This is a genomic window from Acidovorax sp. 35-64-16 (assembly GCF_002281195.1).
In the GTDB taxonomy this organism is placed as follows: Bacteria; Pseudomonadota; Gammaproteobacteria; order Burkholderiales; family Burkholderiaceae_C; genus Acidovorax; species Acidovorax defluvii.
This window is the reverse complement of the sequence record NZ_NCFM01000001.1, coordinates 50,804-64,889: the sequence shown is the minus strand read 5'-3', so window position 1 is coordinate 64,889 and position 14,086 is coordinate 50,804. Positions and strand designations below refer to the sequence as shown.

13 protein-coding genes are annotated in these 14,086 nt (G+C 66.2%); 6 read left to right on the top strand and 7 right to left on the bottom strand.

Annotated elements, in window-relative coordinates; translation table 11 throughout:
* Positions 1 to 19 precede the first annotated feature (19 nt).
* Positions 20 to 1,033 (bottom strand): nitronate monooxygenase, encoded by a 1,014-nt coding sequence (locus B7Y64_RS00325; RefSeq protein ID WP_291328123.1) that lies wholly within the window; start codon positions 1,031 to 1,033, stop codon positions 20 to 22.
* A 349-nt stretch (positions 1,034 to 1,382) separates the two neighbouring features.
* On the opposite strand from B7Y64_RS00325, the gene B7Y64_RS00320 reads away from it, so the two are divergent.
* Positions 1,383 to 2,582 (top strand): GGDEF domain-containing protein, encoded by a 1,200-nt coding sequence (locus B7Y64_RS00320; protein ID WP_291328121.1) that lies wholly within the window; start codon positions 1,383 to 1,385, stop codon positions 2,580 to 2,582.
* 83 nt (positions 2,583 to 2,665) lie between these two features.
* On the opposite strand, the gene B7Y64_RS00315 is transcribed toward B7Y64_RS00320, so the two are convergent.
* The 3 genes from B7Y64_RS00315 to B7Y64_RS00305 form a co-directional block, all read right to left on the bottom strand.
* Positions 2,666 to 3,943, bottom strand: coding sequence for an ATP-binding protein (locus B7Y64_RS00315; RefSeq protein WP_291324443.1), 1,278 nt, complete (start codon positions 3,941 to 3,943; stop codon positions 2,666 to 2,668).
* 161 nt (positions 3,944 to 4,104) lie between these two features.
* A complete protein-coding gene (locus tag B7Y64_RS00310; protein ID WP_024813709.1) occupies positions 4,105 to 4,824 on the bottom strand; it encodes a response regulator transcription factor in 720 nt (239 codons plus the stop codon).
* Positions 4,825 to 4,976: 152 nt separating this feature from the next.
* Positions 4,977 to 6,389, bottom strand: a complete 1,413-nt coding sequence (locus B7Y64_RS00305) for an AmpG family muropeptide MFS transporter (protein WP_291328117.1) — start codon at positions 6,387 to 6,389, stop codon at positions 4,977 to 4,979.
* Positions 6,390 to 6,635: 246 nt separating this feature from the next.
* On the opposite strand from B7Y64_RS00305, the gene B7Y64_RS00300 reads away from it, so the two are divergent.
* Positions 6,636 to 7,487: a M48 family metallopeptidase gene (locus B7Y64_RS00300; RefSeq protein ID WP_291328113.1), complete on the top strand. Its 852-nt coding sequence runs from the start codon at positions 6,636 to 6,638 to the stop codon at positions 7,485 to 7,487.
* A gap of 107 nt (positions 7,488 to 7,594) precedes the next feature.
* On the opposite strand, the gene B7Y64_RS00295 is transcribed toward B7Y64_RS00300, so the two are convergent.
* The 3 genes from B7Y64_RS00295 to B7Y64_RS00285 form a co-directional block, all read right to left on the bottom strand.
* Positions 7,595 to 8,416: a GGDEF domain-containing protein gene (locus tag B7Y64_RS00295; protein WP_291328112.1), complete on the bottom strand. Its 822-nt coding sequence runs from the start codon at positions 8,414 to 8,416 to the stop codon at positions 7,595 to 7,597.
* Positions 8,410 to 8,658 carry a hypothetical protein gene (locus B7Y64_RS00290; protein WP_291324439.1) on the bottom strand — a complete coding sequence of 83 codons (249 nt, stop codon included), beginning with the start codon at positions 8,656 to 8,658 and terminating at the stop codon, positions 8,410 to 8,412. Before B7Y64_RS00290 ends, B7Y64_RS00295 begins: the two co-directional genes overlap by 7 nt.
* 248 nt (positions 8,659 to 8,906) lie before the next feature.
* Positions 8,907 to 9,545, bottom strand: a complete 639-nt coding sequence (locus B7Y64_RS00285) for an MBL fold metallo-hydrolase (RefSeq protein ID WP_291324438.1) — start codon at positions 9,543 to 9,545, stop codon at positions 8,907 to 8,909.
* A 355-nt stretch (positions 9,546 to 9,900) separates the two neighbouring features.
* Here B7Y64_RS00285 and B7Y64_RS00280 point away from each other — a divergent pair, with 355 nt between their 5' ends.
* The 4 genes from B7Y64_RS00280 to B7Y64_RS00265 are packed head-to-tail and all read left to right on the top strand — an operon-like array spanning position 9,901 to position 14,024.
* On the top strand, positions 9,901 to 11,631 hold the full coding sequence (locus B7Y64_RS00280) for a PAS domain-containing methyl-accepting chemotaxis protein (protein WP_291324437.1): 1,731 nt from the start codon (positions 9,901 to 9,903) through the stop codon (positions 11,629 to 11,631).
* Positions 11,632 to 11,639: 8 nt separating this feature from the next.
* Positions 11,640 to 13,091, top strand: a complete 1,452-nt coding sequence (locus tag B7Y64_RS00275; protein ID WP_291324436.1) for a chemotaxis protein CheW — start codon at positions 11,640 to 11,642, stop codon at positions 13,089 to 13,091.
* Between the two features lie 55 nt (positions 13,092 to 13,146).
* A complete protein-coding gene (locus B7Y64_RS00270; RefSeq protein WP_291324435.1) occupies positions 13,147 to 13,644 on the top strand; it encodes a GAF domain-containing protein in 498 nt (165 codons plus the stop codon).
* Complete coding sequence (locus tag B7Y64_RS00265) at positions 13,641 to 14,024, top strand: response regulator (protein WP_291324434.1); 384 nt, start codon at positions 13,641 to 13,643, stop codon at positions 14,022 to 14,024. The genes B7Y64_RS00270 and B7Y64_RS00265 overlap by 4 nt, the downstream gene beginning before the upstream one ends.
* Positions 14,025 to 14,086: the final 62 nt, after the last annotated feature.

Genomic DNA, 14,086 nt, shown 5'->3' with positions numbered 1-14,086 from the left:
GCGGGTGGTGCCCGCCCTTTCAGTGCTGCAGCCGGGGATTGCCAAGCGCAGCCAATGCCCCTTCGCCCATGGCACGAACCACGTCTGCCGCGCCGGCGCAGTCGTGCACCAACCCTACGGCTTCTCCCGCAGTTGCGTGGGCTGATGTGTAGTCGCCCGCCGAAACGCCCGCGTCATACACCTCCCTGGCAGCGGCCGGGTCGCTGCGCAGCTCTTCAATGCGCTCTTCCCATGCGCGGTGCAGCGGGTTGCGAATGGCGCGAAAGTCGTAAGGTGCGGGCCAGTTCTTGCGACGCAGAATATCGAACACCGCACTGCGGGCCGTGCCGTCGCCGTCCGTGCGCAGGGCCAGCTCCTTGGCGCCCTGCGGCGCCAGGCTTTCGGCCGTGGCCCACAGGCGCGAGCCGACCAGCGCGCCATCGGCCCCCAGCACCATCGCAGCGGTCAGGGTGCGCCCGTCGGCAATGCCACCGGCGGCCAGCAGCAGGGTGTCGGGGGAGTGTGCTGCCAGCCAGTCGGCCAGTTCGGGCACAAAGGTCATGGTGGCGCGTCCGTTCAGGGCGTTCATGCCATGCCCGCCGGCCTCGGCGCCTTGTGCCACGATGGCTGTGGCACCGGCTTCAAGCGCTTGTGGGGCCTGCTCCATGCGCTGAATCTGGCAGATCAGCGCGGCGCCGCTGGCGGCGATGCGTGCGGCATACCGGCGGGCGTCTCCAAATGACAGCATGACGGCACGAGGCCGGTGCTCGGGTGCATGGTCCAGTACCCAGTCAAGCGCCGAAGCGTCTTCGTCCAGCTTCCAGGTAATGAAGCCGCAGCCAATGCGATTCGTATGTGAAGTTTGCAGCGCGAGTGTGTACTCACGTTGGGTCCAGGCGAGATCGCCATAACCGCCGCCTACCAGCCCCAGCGCACCGGCACGAGCGCAAGCCGAGGCCAGTGCACCGCCAGAAGCCAGGGCCATCGGGGCCAGCACGATGGGGGTGGAAAGGCCGAATCGAGCACAGAGGCGCGAGGAAGAAAAGATGGTCATGGCGTGATTCTGGCGAGGTGTCCAGCGGCTGTCCAACCCATAGCGTCGGCCTGCATATCCCCCTGCGGCCGGTGGTAGCGCGACATCGGGCGATCCGCTGCGTTGCTTTTCTTGCCAATAGCGGGGCTATTGACTGCAAACAGACGCCTTGCGGCCCATCCCGATCCGCACTACCCCCGACGCGCGAGGGCCATGCAGGGCATCCCTAGAATGGGTTGAATTCACGGCATTTGCCGATGGATCACGGGCGTGTGATGGGAAGCGGTTTTCATTGCACGCTTTGGGGGCGCCCTTTCTCCCGGGCGCCGCGCACAAGACAATCACCACCTCGCTTGCCCACTGGAGCACTATGCCCGTAGATGTCGCCACCATCATGCTGATGTTCCCCGTGGTGTCGCTGTCCATGGCTGCGGCCATGTTGGTCGTTGCCTGGGGGCGTTGGCGGGACGATGGCCTGGCGCCTTGGGCCGCAGGGGTGCTGATGATTGCCGTGGCGTTTCCGCTGTTCATTGTGAACTCCCTGGCGTCGAATCAGTTTCCCGCCCTGATGGTGGTGGGCAACACGCTGCTGGCCGCATCCTATTCGGCGTCGCTGGTGGCGATTTGCCGGTTCTTTGGCAGACCGTGCTCGCACTGGAGAATTTTGGTGCCTTTGGTAGTGGCGATGGCCGGCTCACTGGTGTTGATGGACCTGCCGGAAGCCCGGGTGGCAGCGGGTGGCGCGCTGTTCAGCTTGCAGGGTGGGATGGTGGCTCGCGAGGCGCTGCACCGCGACAACGGCGTGCTGGAGCGCGGGCGCCTGCTGCTGGCCATTGGCGCGGGCATGGTGATCGCGCTGTATCTGCAAAGAAGCATCGGGGTGCTGCTGGGCTGGAATGAGGTGGCGCATTTGGGGTCATCGCATTTCATCCAGGTGGGCAGCCATGTGATGGGGCTGGCGGGGCTGGTGCTGACCACCATGGGCTTTATCCTGATGGGCCGAGAAAGGGCGAATGCACGGCACCAGCAGCAGGCCCTGCTGGATCCATTGACGGGTGTGCCCAACCGCCGTGCCTTGATGGACGCACTCGAGCGCGCGCTGGCCCAGGCAGGGCGCGAACGCCGGCCCGTTGCCCTGCTGATGGTGGACATTGACTGGTTCAAGCGCGTGAACGACACCTACGGCCATCTGGCGGGCGATGCCGTGCTGGTGGCTGTTGCCCAGTGCCTGCGGGGCGGGTTGCGCGGGCAGGATTTCATCGGGCGGTATGGTGGCGAAGAATTTCTGGCCTTGCTGCCGGGCACCGATGCGAGCGGCGCGCGCATGGTGGCGGAACACCTGCGCACCCGGGTGGAGCACCTGGCAATGCCGTGGGCAAGCGAGACTATCCGTGTGACGGTCAGCATTGGTGGGCACGCCCGGATTCCGGATGATGCCGCAGGTGCGCAGGTCATGGTGGATGTGGCCGATCAGGCCATGTATGCCGCCAAGCGCGCGGGACGCAATTGCGTCGAGTTGCTGAATGCCCCGCTGCCGCAAGCCGCGGCCGATTCCGCGGTGCCGGTGTGAGGCCAGGGCAGTCGCGGGTGGCAGGTGGCAAGTTGACGCGACGCAGCCCAAGCAGGCTTGGTGCCGTTGAGCCCGGAAGACCCCTATTTCGCTCCTGTGCCCTTGCGTTGCGGGGCCGGGGCCGCTGTGCCGGGTGGGCTTTGCAACGGCAGGCGCAACACAAAGCAGGCGCCGCCAGATCCGTCGGGCTGGTCTTCGCAACGCACCGAGCCGTTGTGGCGCTGCGCAATCGAGCGCACCAGTGCCAGCCCCAGGCCCACGCCGCCCGCACGTTCGCTGGCACCGGGCAGGCGGTAAAAGGGCTCAAAAATGCGTTCGCGCAAGGCGGGAGGAACGCCGGGCCCACGGTCGAGCACGCTCAACTGTGCCTGGCCGTCATGCCGCTGCAGCACCACCGTGATGTCGCCCTGGCTGTAGCGGCGCGCGTTTTCCAGCAGGTTGCGCAGGGCACGGCGCAACAGTTTGGCCACGCCACGCACCTCCAGCCCCTCGGGCACGGCAGTCACGTCCAGCTCGGCATCCACCCGGGCGCATTCCTCGGCGGCCAGCCCGATCAGGTCGACCAGCTCCACGGTGCCTACATCGGCCTCGCGGGCATCCAGGCGGCTGGCCAGCAGAATTTCATCGACCAGCTGGTCAAGCTCGGCGATGTTGCGCAGGATCTCCTCGCGAAATGCCGGTGAAGGCTGGTTGCCGCCCATCAACTCCAGGCCCATGCGGATGCGCGTGAGCGGCGAGCGCAGTTCGTGCGAGGCGTTGGCCAGCAGCGATTTATGGGTTTTGACCAGGGCTTCGATGCGCGCGGCGGCGGCATTGAACTGGCGCGCCAGATCGGCCACTTCGTCCTGCCCCTGCTCGGACACGCGCACCGACAGGTCGCCCTCGCCGAAGCGTTGCACGCTGCGCTGCAAGGTTTCCAGCCGCTGCAGCAGGCGGCGGATGATGGGATAAACCCCCACCGCCACGGCCAGGCCCACCAGGCCCAGCATCCACAGAAAACCAAAGGGTGGCCGGGTCCAGAAGGCGGCTTCGGGGCGTCGGTTGGGGCCCGTGTGGTTGCCACGGTCGGCGCGCGGCGCCAACTGCAGGCTGTAGGTGGCGCCATCGGCGCTGTCTATGCGCAGCTCCAGGCCTTCGCCCGGCGGCCCCGGAACGCGCGTGGCCAGTCCGGCGATCAGCGTGTGGCCATTACTGTCGCGCAGAACCACTTCGCGGGCGGGTGGCGCCATGGGCTGCGCGTTCTGCTCGGCCGCAATGCGCCATGCCCAGCCCACGGCCAGCGTGAGCACGGCCACACCGCCCACCACCGCCAGCCACAGGCGCAGATACAGGCGTCGCGAAAAAATATCAAACACCGCCATGCCGCACGCCCTGGTTCTGCAGCCCATGCAACTGGCGCAGCCCAGGCCAGAGCCGCCGCGCAAGGGCCGCCCCGCAGCGCTGGCGGCGTCCCCCTTCCCGCAGCGCGCAGCGATGCGAGAGAAGGGGGAAGGCGCGAAGCGCCACAGGGGGTTGTTTCACATCAATCCTGCTGCTTGGCAAACACATAGCCCACGCCGCGCACCGTGAGGATGCGGCGCGGGTTCTTGGCGTCCACCTCGATGGCCGCGCGAATGCGGCCCATGTGCACGTCGATGGAGCGGTCAAAAGCCTCCAACTCGCGGCCGCGCACGGCCTCCATGATCTGGTCGCGCGTGAGCACACGGCCCGCGCGCTCGGCCAGCGCCACCAGCAGGTCAAATTGGTAGGAGGTGAGATCGGCCAGCTCGCCTGCCACGGTGACGGTGCGGGCGTCGCGGTCGATCTCGAGTGTGCCAAAGCGCAGGGCCTGTGTGGCGGGCGGGCTGCCACCGTCGGTGCGCCGGCGAAGGATGGCACGGATGCGGGCCAGCAGTTCGCGCGGTTCAAAGGGCTTGGGCAGGTAGTCGTCGGCGCCCAGCTCCAGGCCAATGATGCGGTCCATGGGGTCGCCCTTGGCGGTGAGCATGAGCACCGGCACCTGGGCGGCGGGGCCCTGCAGCGCGCGGATGCGACGGCAAACGTCCAGGCCGTCCATGTCGGGCAGCATCAGGTCGAGGATGACCAGATCGGGCAAGGGGCCCGCATCAGGGCCTTGCAGTTGCGCCAGGCCGCTTGCGCCATCGGCGCGGTGCGTGACATGCAGGCCGGACTGGCCCAGGTATTCGCCCACCATCTGTGCAAGGCGGGCGTCGTCTTCGATCATCAACAGGTGCGAGCTCATCGTGGCAGTGTAGTGGGGTGGTGGCGCCGGTTCAGGCAGATCCCCATGGTGGCCCGCAGGCGTCTCGCAGTGTTGAAGCCTCCGTAAAGATGCGGTAAACCGTGCGACCTGTGCAGCGTTTGAATGCTATTGATTAAATAGCTGCTTGCGCTTTATGGTAAAGGGCTAGAGGGCGTTTTAACCCTTGAAGCCAGCCACACCAGCCCCAGCACGGGCAGCCCCAGCAAGGACGTGGTCGTGAAGAAATGCGCGTAGCCGAACGAGTCGACGAAGTCGCCCGAAAAACCGGCCACGAACTTGGGCAACAGCAGCATCATCGAGCTGAACAGTGCGTACTGCGTGGCCGAGTAGCTCACGTTGGTCAGACTTGAAAGATAGGCAATGAAGGCGGCCGACGCAATGCCGCTGGCCAGGTTGTCGGCCGACACCACGGCAATGAGCGCCGTCACGTCGTGCCCATGGCCCGCCAGCCAGGCAAACAGCAGGTTGCTGCCGGCACTGAGCACGGCGCCCAGCATCAGGATGCGCATCACCCCCAGGCGCATCGACAGCACGCCGCCCACAAACGCGCCCACCAGCGTCATGATGACGCCGTACACCTTGGTCACGGCCGCCACCTCGTCCTTGGTGAAGCCCATGTCCACATAAAACGGGTTGGCCATGATGCCCATCACCACGTCGCTGATGCGGTACACGGCAATCAGCGCCAGAATCTGCGCGGCCTGCCAGCCGTAGCGGCCCAGAAAATCGGCAAACGGATCGACCACGGCGCCCTTGATCCATTCGGCGGCATTTTTGGCGGGTGGCAGCACCACGGGCACCGGCTCGCGCGAGAACAGCACCGTGACCACGCCCACGGACATCGACGCGGCCATGGCCAGATAGGCCGCCTGCCAGGCGCCGTTCTGGTAGGCGGCCGCACCCTGGGCCAGCGCCTGGCCCACCCCTTGGCCCACCACCTGGGCCACAGCGGGCGCCACCTCGGCGCGTGCCGCAATCCACAGCACGCCCGCGCCGGCCCAGATCATGGCCAGGCGGTAACCGGTCTGGTACGAAGCGGCCAGCGCCGCCTGGTGGTTGGCGTCGGCCGATTCGATGCGAAAGGCGTCCAGCGCAATGTCCTGCGTGGCCGAGCCAAACGCCACCGCCAGCGCGCACCACACAATGGGGCCGAGCGTGAGCCGCGGGTCGGCCAGCGCCATGCCCACAAGGCCGGCCACCACCATGCCCTGCGACAGCAGCAGCCAGCTGCGCCGCCGTCCCAGCCAGCGCGTGAGCAGCGGCAGCGGCATGCGGTCCACCAGCGGCGCCCACAGCCATTTGAAGCCATAGGCCAGGCCCACCCAGCTCAGATAGCCGATGGTGCTGCGGTCAATGCCCGCCTCGCGCAGGCGAAAGCTCAGCGTGCCCAGCACCAGCAACAGCGGCAGACCCGCCGAGAAACCCAGCGTCAGCATGCGCAGGCTGGCCGGCTCAAGGTACACGCGCAGGGTCTGGAGCCACGGGGTGCGGGGGGGCTTCTCTGCAGTGTGGCTGGGGGTCGAAGAAGGGGATGTGTCTGACATGGATGCCCGGAGGTTTTCTCTATCATCGCCGACACCCTTGCAGCCAGTGCGCCTGCCCTCCATCTGGGACGCCAGGCCTGGGTGCCCGGGCGGCCTGCGGGCCCGGCGTCAGCGGTGCCAATTGTGGTGCCGGTTGCGCTGCCGGTGGCACTGCAATGGGCGGTCTGTTTGCAGTCTATTGTTCGGTGCCTATTATTTGCTGCCTGAGATTTCGTCAGGTGTTCATTCCATCCGGGAGTTTCCTGTATGTGCCTTTTCTGTCCCACTCCTGGCGTCGCGCGCTCGTCACCCTGGTCGGCGCGCCGTGCTTTCTTGCTGGCTGCGGGGGCCAGTGCGGCGGCGCCGGTGCTGGCGCAGGTGGATGTGGGTTCTGCGTCCAGCCTGCGCAAGCTGGTGCCCGCCGAAACGCTGGAGAACTCTGCCGCCCAGCAGTACCAGCAGATGCTGCAGCAGGCCAAGGCCCAGCGTGCACTGGCACCCGCAGGGCACCCGCAGCTGCAGCGCCTGCATGCCATTGCCAAAAGGCTGATCCCCCATGCCGCGCCCTGGAACGACCGCGCTCGCCAGTGGCGCTGGGAGGTCAACCTCATCGGCAGCTCGCAGGTCAACGCTTTTTGCATGCCCGGCGGCAAGATTGCGTTCTACACCGGCATCCTCGACCAGCTCAAGCTCACCGACGACGAGGCCGCAATGATCATGGGCCACGAAATGGCCCATGCGCTGCGCGAACATGCGCGTGAGCGCATCGCCAAGACACAGGGCACCAACCTGGCGCTGCGCCTGGGCTCGCAGTTGCTGGGCCTGGGCGATCTGGGCAACGTCGCCGCCAGCCTGGGCGGGCAGCTGCTCACGCTGCAGTTCAGCCGCTCGGACGAAAGCGACGCCGATCTGGTGGGGCTGGAGCTGGCCGCACGCGGGGGCTACCAGCCGTCCGCCGCCGTCAGCCTGTGGCAAAAGATGGGCAACGCCACCGGCGGCAAGCAGGGGGGGCTGGCCTTTTTGTCCACCCACCCCTCGGGGCCCGCACGCATCCGTGAGCTGGAGCAGAACGTGCCCAGGGTGCAGGGGTTGTACGAGGCCGCGCGGCGCAACGGGTAAGGGCGCGCATCGTTCGAAACGCTATTGTTTTAATAGCTTTCCGCGCTTGTTTTTCAAGCGTTATAGGCTGATTTAACCCAATTTTCAGGGGCGCGATCTGCCCAGGGTTACGCCACGCTCACCTGGTCGCGGCCCGCGTTTTTGCTTTGGTACAGCGCCTTGTCGGCACGCGCAATGGCGGTGTGCAGGTCTTCGGTGCTGCGCACCTGGGTCACCCCGAAGGACATGGTCAGCGCGATGGGGGCCTGGGCCACGTCCAGCGGCGCCTGCGCGATGGCGGCGCGGATGCGCTCTGCCGTGGCGCAGGCGGCCTCCAGCGGGCAGTAGGGCATCAGTGCCAGAAACTCCTCGCCGCCCCAGCGCGCCAGCACATCGCCGTCGCGCAGGTTGGCGGCCAGCACGTTGGCGATGGCCACCAGCACCGCGTCGCCCACGGCATGGCCATACTGGTCGTTGATGCGTTTGAACAGGTCCGCATCACGCAGCAGCAGCGTGACCGGCGCACCATCGCGCTGGCTGCGCGCCAGCGCATGGGCGGCCAGGGCTTCAAAGTGGCTGCGGTTGGCCAGGCCGGTCAGCGGGTCCTGGGTGGCCTGCTTGCGCAGGCGGCTCCCGGCAATCAGGATGGTGCGCCGGTAAACGGCCGCCAGCGCTGCCGACATGGCAAACACCAGGCAGATGTGCATCCAGTTCACGATCTGGACGCTGCGCACGGGCAGTGGGTCGAGCGGGCCCCAATGGCTGCACAGTGCCTGCAGGCCCAAGTAATACGCCAGCAGGGCCAGCACCATGGGCGCGGCATACCCGCGCGTGTTGGCGACCACGATGGCGGGGATGAACAGCAGCAGGTAATAGTGAAATCCGCTGTCCCAGCCAATCAGCAGCGATCCCAGTGCCGCGTGCCCGAGCACCTCCACCCAGATCAGCACCAGCGCGGCGGCGTTGTAGCGCTTCTGGATGAGGCGATAGGCCCCAGGTACATGGCAATGCTCAGGAAATTGACGATGGCCAGGGGCCGGGAGCCCAGCCCCATGAACAGCAGGATGTATCCCACGTCGATAGCCGCAGCAATCAGCGTCACCCGCTGCAGCATGACCCAGTAGGCCTTGCCCACCAGGCTGGAGCCACGCTGCGGTTCCAGGGGCGGAATCGGAATGGAAGTGGTGTTCATGGCACAAAGGGCGGGCAGAGGGAGGCGTCTGCCGGGTGCTCACATGTTGTTTACAAAGAGCAACATCATAGTGGGCAGTGCTTTTGCCGGGCGGTGGCGAGGGCGTGGGTGCAGCGCACACCAGCGTGGCAGCCGCATGCCTGCACCCACGGGGCAGTGTGTTGTGGTGTAAAAAAATGACCAAAATGGCCTGTAGCGCTTATTGGGCAAGCGCTAGCAGCTATAAAAACAGGAATGTGATGGACCATTCAGGTCCCGCCCACATAGGGATTGTTTTGGCGTTCGCGTGCAAACGTGCTCTCCGGCCCGTGGCCCGGGATGAACACCGTCTGATCGCCCATGGGCCACAGGCGCTGCGTGATGCTGTCGATCAGCTGCTGGTGGTTGCCCTGGGGGAAGTCGGTGCGGCCGATGCTGCCGGCAAACAGCACGTCGCCCACAAAGGCGCGGTCGATCTGCGGCGCATGGAACACCACATGGCCCGGCGTGTGGCCCGGGCAGTGGCGCACGTTCAGCGTTTCGTTGCCGATCTGCACCTGGTCGCCATCGTGCAGCCAGCGCGTGGGGGTGAAGTGCTGCGCGGGCGGAAACCCGAACATCGCGCTTTGCTGTGGCAGGCCATCAATCCAGAACTGGTCGCCGGGATGCGGGCCGATGATGGGCAGCGACTGGCGCTGGGCCAGTTCGCCCGTGCCTCCGGCGTGGTCGATGTGGGCGTGCGTGAGCCAGATCTGCTCCAGGGCGAGGCCCGAGCGCTGGATTTCGGCCAGTAGCGTTTCGAGATCGCCCCCGGGGTCAATGACGGCCGCCTTCCGGGTGGCATCACACCAGACGAGGGAGCAGTTTTGTTGAAAAGCCGTAACGGGGATGGTGAGGTAGCGGAGCATGGGGTGGGCAGGTAACGGATAACAAAGGCTCAACAGGCAGAACACATTTTCAGAGCGGGTTCCACCGACTGGCGACCGCGTGGAAACACGGTTTCACAGCACAGGGCACCAGTGTAGTTTTGGAGGTGGCCGGGTTGCAGTTTCTTCAGTGACCTGCTGGCGGCTACGGTTGCCAATGGCTGTCCATGCCGGAAAAGCAAATTTGCGCCATACTGAGAAATTGTTTCATATGGTTGCAATTGCGGGCCCGCTGCATGCCTTGGGCGGCAGCTGTTTGCAAGTGCCACCAACCTTGAATGACCCCCAAAGCCGCCCAGTCAGTGGCGCTTTGCCCCAACAACAGGCATTTTTTCCCATGAATAATTCAATGGATACGCCCGCTACCGCCCCACAAGAGGCTGCACGCACAGCGGCCTTGCTGGCTGCGCTGGAGCATGTGCAAGCCGTGATCGAATTTGACCTGGAGGGCCGGGTACTGCGGGCCAACCGCTTGTTTCTGGACCTGATGGGCTACAGCGCCAGCGAGGTTCTGGGCCAGCACCACCGCATTTTTTGCCCGCCCGAGGTGACCAGCAGCGAGGCGTATCGGGCGTTGTGGGATGGGTTGCGCGCCGGACAGGTGCGCGAGGATGTGTTTTTGCGGATCACCAAGGCGGGCAAGCCGGTCTGGCTGCAGGCCTCGTACAACCCGGTGCGGGACGCTGAGGGCCACATGGTGGGCGTGGTCAAGCTGGCCACCGACATCACCGCGCAGCGGGTGCAGCAGGCAGACTTTGAGGGCAAGATGGCGGCGATTGACCGCGTGCAGGCCGTGATCGAGTTCGACCTGACGGGCCGGGTGCTGGACGCCAATGCGAACTTCCTGCAAACCTTTGGCTACCGGCGTGAGGCCGTGGTGGGCCAGCACCACCGCATGTTCTGCCAGCCCGAGTTTGCCCAGTCCAATGAGTACGCGAGCCTTTGGGAGCGATTGGGCCGTGGTGACTTCATTGCCGGGCGGTTTCGCCGTCTGTCCAGGGATGGCCGCGACATCTGGCTGCAGGCCTCGTACAACCCCATCCTGGATGTCACCGGCAAGCCCTACAAAGTGGTCAAGTTCGCTGTGGACATCACGCACGACATGACATCGGCCGCCGAGACCAAGGGCAAGATTGATGCCATTGGCCTGTCGCAAGCGGTCATCGAGTTTGATATGCAGGGCAACGTGTTGCTGGCCAACCCCAACTTTCTGCGCACCATGGGCTACACCCTGGCCGAAATCCAGGGGCAGCACCACAGCATGTTCTGTGAGCCGGGCCTGGTGCAAAGCCAGGCCTACCGCGACTTCTGGGCCGATCTGGGCGAGGGCAAGTTCCAGAGCGCGCGCTACCGCCGCATTGGCAAGCATGGGGCGGAGGTCTGGATTCAGGCCACCTACAACCCCATCCTCGATGTCGATGGCAGGCCCTACAAGGTGGTCAAGTATGCGATTGACATCACCACCCAGGTGCAGCGCGAGCGCGCGGTGGCGCAAAAGGTGCACGACATCACCGCCGTGCTGCAGGAAATGAGTGGATCGATCAAGCAGCTGGCGCGCAGCGCGGGCCGCTCCACCGAGCTGGCCGAGCAGACGCAGCGCGAGGCGGGCGAGGGCAGCCAGCTGGTGCGCCGCTCGCGCGACGCGATCATCGCCATCGAGCGCTCGTCGTCCGATATCCATGAAATTGTCGACACCATCAGCGAGATCTCGAGCCAGACCCACTTGCTGGCGTTCAATGCGGCCATTGAGGCGGCGCGCGCGGGCGAGCAAGGGGTGGGCTTTTCCGTGGTGGCAGACGAAGTGCGCAAGCTGGCAGAAAAGTCGTCGCTGGCAGCCCGCGAGATCGCCAAGCTGATCAACCAGACGGTGGTCCGCGTCTCGGAGGGAAGCCGCTTGTCCGAGGATGTGGACGCGGCGTTCTCGCGCATTCTGGGCGCGGTGGAAAACACCACGCGCTCCATCAGCGAGATCCGCAGTGCCACCGAAGAGCAGGAGCATTCGACCCAGGACGTGGCCCGCCTGCTCGAAGACCTTCAGGGCAGCGGTAGCCCCCGCAAGTCGACTTGAGCTGCGCAGTGGACGACGTGATCCAGTCCCCATCCAGCGCCCCGCTTGGGGTTGCGCAGCATGTGCATGTGCGCGTGGGCAGCTGCGACATCGCCATTCCCATCGAGCAGGTCTGGCAGGCCCTGCCACTGCCGCCCCAGGGCCTGATAGCGCTGCCGCGCCGCAGCGGCGGGTTGCTGGGCGTGGCCGATGTGGCAGGTTCGGCGGTGCCGGTTGTGGCGCTGGAGCGCTGGGTGCCGCTGGAGACCCGGGACGACGGTTCCGCTGCATTGCAAAGACTGCTGGTGCTGCAGCAGGCGGGTGGCCTGGTGGGCATACGGGTGGACGCGGTGCTGGGCGTGAAGGCCGTGGCGGCGGCCGATATCCGGCGGGTGCACCACGCGCCCGATGACAACGAACTGTTCGAGTCGGTGGTGCCCGCGACAGCCAGCGCGCCGACGCTGTGCATTCTGGAAGTGGAGCGGCTGATGCGACTGGGCCAGGCCTGGTGCGAGCAGGCACAGGTGGAGCCCGCCGAAGAAGCGGCCACGGGCGCACCGGCAGTCCCTGCACCGCACCAGGTGGGCACAACACAACGCCACGCCGTGTTCGGGATCGGTGTGGAGCAGTGGGCGGTGCCGGTAAGCGCCGTGGAGCGTGTGGTCCCCGTGCCCGCCACCGAACTGGCGCTGGGGCCCAAGGAGCGCACTTGGGCCATCGGCCAGTGGCAGGGCCGCAAGCTGCCGTTGGTGGACATCAGCGAGGGCCGCCAGGCCAGCGATCGCCAGTCCGCGCCGTGGATGGTGATGCTGGGCCAGGGGCCGCTGCTGCTGGGGCTGACGGTGTCGGAGTGCCAGCAGTTTTTGGATCTGCCGCAGGCTGCCGTGGCCAGCATACCCGGCGACCCCTTGCTGGCGGGCGTGGCGCTGCTGCCAGACGGTGCCAGGCTGCAGGTGCTGGATGTCGCCAAACTCTTTGGCCTGACGCCCGAGGCATCCATCAGCCGGCGTGCGTCGGCCCCGTTGCATGCGCCCGGCGGCGCCGTGCAACCCGACGCCACCGAGCCCTTGCCCTATCTGGTGTTCGATGCGGATCAACGCTATGCGTCCCCGGTCGATGGCATTGTGGGGGTGGTGGAACTGCCCGCCCAGGCCAGGGAAGACCTTTGTTCGGGGCGACCGGCCTTTCTGGCGTGGCGTGGCCAGACGGTTCGCCTCGTCAGCCTGCCCGCCATCGCCAGGTCGGAGGGACTCGCAGACCCGCAGCTGGCGGTTCTTGTCCAGGCGCCCGGCGGCACGACGGCGCCCTTGGGCATCGCCATCCACAGCCTGACGGACTGGCTGCCCGCCCACAGCGCGCGGCGCAGCGGCATGCGCATGGGCGCCATGGGCGAGTTCGGGCTGATCAATGCCAAAGGCGCGGTGGACCACGCCAACCTGGTGGTGGTCGACCTCGCCCAGATGGCGTACCTGCTGGGCTGAGCCCAGCGACCTGACCTCCACTCCTATCGCCGCACGATTTACCCCAGGATTTACCATGACACCCGCACCCGTACCCGCCGACGAGGCCGACCGACTGGATGCCCTGCGCGACCTGTTGCTGCTGGACACCCCGCCCGAAGAGCGCTATGACCGTCTTGCCCGATTTGTGGCCGAGCAACTGAACGTGCCGATTGCCCTGCTGACGCTGGTGGATGGGCAACGCCAGTGGTTCAAGTCGCGTGTGGGCCTGGAGGCAACAGAAACCCCCCGTGACATCTCCTTTTGCGGGCACGCGATCATGAAGAATGATCTGTTTGTCGTCGAGGACGTCAGCAGCGACCCCCGCTTTGCCGACAACCCCCTGGTGACGGGTGAGCCCCACATCCGGTTTTATGCCGGTGCCCCGCTCAGTGCCCCCAGCGGGCACCACATTGGCACGCTGTGCGTGATCGACACCGTGCCGCGCACCTTGGGGCCGGTGGAGCTGTCCATTCTGGATGCACTTCGCCGCTTGGCAAACGAGACCCTGGCCGGAAAAGAGGGCGACGAATGACCGCGCTGTTGCCCCGGATCTTGCTGGTTGAGCCGCAGTTTGTGTTGCGGCGCACCATCGTCATGGTCGCCCGTGATCTTGGCATGGTGGATTTTCATGAGGCCAGCAGCGTGGGCCGCGCCCGCACGCTGCTGGCAGCGCAGACCTATGACGGCCTGGTGCTGGATCTTCACGAGGAGCAGCAGGCCCTGGAACTGCTCGGCGAGCTGCGGCTGGGCCGGTTCGCCACGGCGCGGGATGCCAGGGTTGTCGTGCTGGCGGCCGATGCGAAGCCCGACGCCGCCACGCGCGTGCAGGCCCTGGGGGCTACCTGCGTGCTCAACAAACCGGTGCGCATCAGAGATTTGCTCAACATGCTCGTGGCTGCACAGGCTTGTTGAACAGGGCTGGGGCGCGCTGCATCGCCGGTTGCGCAAGCATCCAGGGGCCGCCGGGGCGCCGT

Bases quoted from the DNA above. Each gene is read 5' to 3' on its own strand.
- B7Y64_RS00270 (WP_291324435.1), top strand. From the start codon at position 13,147: ATGACACCCGCACCCGTACCCGCCGACGAGGCCGACCGACTGGATGCC.
- B7Y64_RS00280 (WP_291324437.1), top strand. From the start codon at position 9,901: ATGAATAATTCAATGGATACGCCCGCTACCGCCCCACAAGAGGCTGCA.
- B7Y64_RS00265 (WP_291324434.1), top strand. From the start codon at position 13,641: ATGACCGCGCTGTTGCCCCGGATCTTGCTGGTTGAGCCGCAGTTTGTG.
- B7Y64_RS00310 (WP_024813709.1), bottom strand. From the start codon at position 4,824: ATGAGCTCGCACCTGTTGATGATCGAAGACGACGCCCGCCTTGCACAG.
- B7Y64_RS00315 (WP_291324443.1), bottom strand. From the start codon at position 3,943: ATGGCGGTGTTTGATATTTTTTCGCGACGCCTGTATCTGCGCCTGTGG.
- B7Y64_RS00320 (WP_291328121.1), top strand. From the start codon at position 1,383: ATGCCCGTAGATGTCGCCACCATCATGCTGATGTTCCCCGTGGTGTCG.
- B7Y64_RS00285 (WP_291324438.1), bottom strand. From the start codon at position 9,545: ATGCTCCGCTACCTCACCATCCCCGTTACGGCTTTTCAACAAAACTGC.
- B7Y64_RS00300 (WP_291328113.1), top strand. From the start codon at position 6,636: ATGTGCCTTTTCTGTCCCACTCCTGGCGTCGCGCGCTCGTCACCCTGG.
- B7Y64_RS00290 (WP_291324439.1), bottom strand. From the start codon at position 8,658: ATGAACACCACTTCCATTCCGATTCCGCCCCTGGAACCGCAGCGTGGC.
- B7Y64_RS00305 (WP_291328117.1), bottom strand. From the start codon at position 6,389: ATGTCAGACACATCCCCTTCTTCGACCCCCAGCCACACTGCAGAGAAG.
- B7Y64_RS00325 (WP_291328123.1), bottom strand. From the start codon at position 1,033: ATGACCATCTTTTCTTCCTCGCGCCTCTGTGCTCGATTCGGCCTTTCC.